Below are 1,049 nucleotides of genomic sequence, written 5' to 3'. Positions count from 1 at the left end.
GGACAATGCCTGCAAGCGCCCAATGCCTGCCACGAAGCGGCTCAGGCTTTCGAAGTTTTCGACAATGACGCCCACGGCCGCGAGCACCGCGGTAAACGCACCGGTTGCTTGTACCGCCCGTCCCACTTCCAGCTCGCCGGACAGAACGCCTCCGGCCAGAATAACGCCCGGCAGCACCAGCGTGAGCTGGCTGAAGGAGCGCTGGAAGAAGTTCAGCGCACGCTGCTTCTTGATCAATCTCGCAAAATTGTGAAAGACCTTGTCGAACTTGCTGTCGATGTGCGCACGCTCCTGCGCTTCGCCGCGATAGAAGGCAATGGATTCCGCATTCTCGCGCAAGCGCATCAGACTGAAGCGGAAGTCCGCCTCGCGCCGCAGCTGCCAGAAGTTCAGCTGAATCAGCGGCGTGCCGAAAATATAGATGGCAACGACCGTGCCCAGCAGCGCGTACACGGTCAGCACTGCCACCAGCATGTGCGAGATTGACCACAGCACGGCACTGAAGGCCACCAGCTGCATGATTGAGCCTAAAAAAATCAGCAGGAAGTTGATGGACCTGCCGGTGAAGGTGTTGATGTCTTCGCTGATACGCTGGTCGGGATTGTCAATTTCGCCGTCCGCACCCAGCTCATAATATTTGCGCCCCTTCAGGTAGCCATCAAGGAAATGGCTGGTGAGCCAGCGCCGCCAGTGGTTGGCGAAGAGGTCGCGCATGTAGTAATAGAAGGCGTAGACGGGCACGGCAACCGCCAGAATAAAAAGGCAGGCCCGCACCGAATTCCAGAATCTGCCGCTATTTCTGGCCGCCAGCGCAGAGGTCATTTCGCCAGTCTGGTTGTTCAGCATGACTGCCAGTTTGGTGTCGATCAGCATCAGGACGATCAGCAGCAAGAGCAGGCTCCAGGCCTTCGCCTTTTCGTCCTCCAGCCAATAAGGCTTCGCGACATTGACGAACTGCTTCCATGCGGCGAGCGACAGCAAGGGAACCCGGCGGCGTTTTTTCGGCTTTGCCGCAGTCTCATCGGCTGGTGCTTCATTGGTGGCTGAAG

At 58.2% G+C, this 1,049-nt stretch carries 1 protein-coding gene; it reads right to left on the bottom strand.

What is annotated here, in order from left to right; all coding sequences use genetic code 11:
* Window positions 1–1,049 (bottom strand): ABC transporter ATP-binding protein/permease (locus tag AB4Z11_RS32455; protein WP_442030402.1); only part of this gene is annotated, 1,049 nt, incomplete at both ends.

Source organism: Pseudoduganella sp. RAF53_2, assembly GCF_052113985.1.
In the GTDB taxonomy this organism is placed as follows: Bacteria; Pseudomonadota; Gammaproteobacteria; order Burkholderiales; family Burkholderiaceae_D; genus Rugamonas.
The sequence above is the reverse complement of the archived record's forward strand: the minus strand, read 5'-3'. Positions and strand labels throughout refer to the sequence as shown.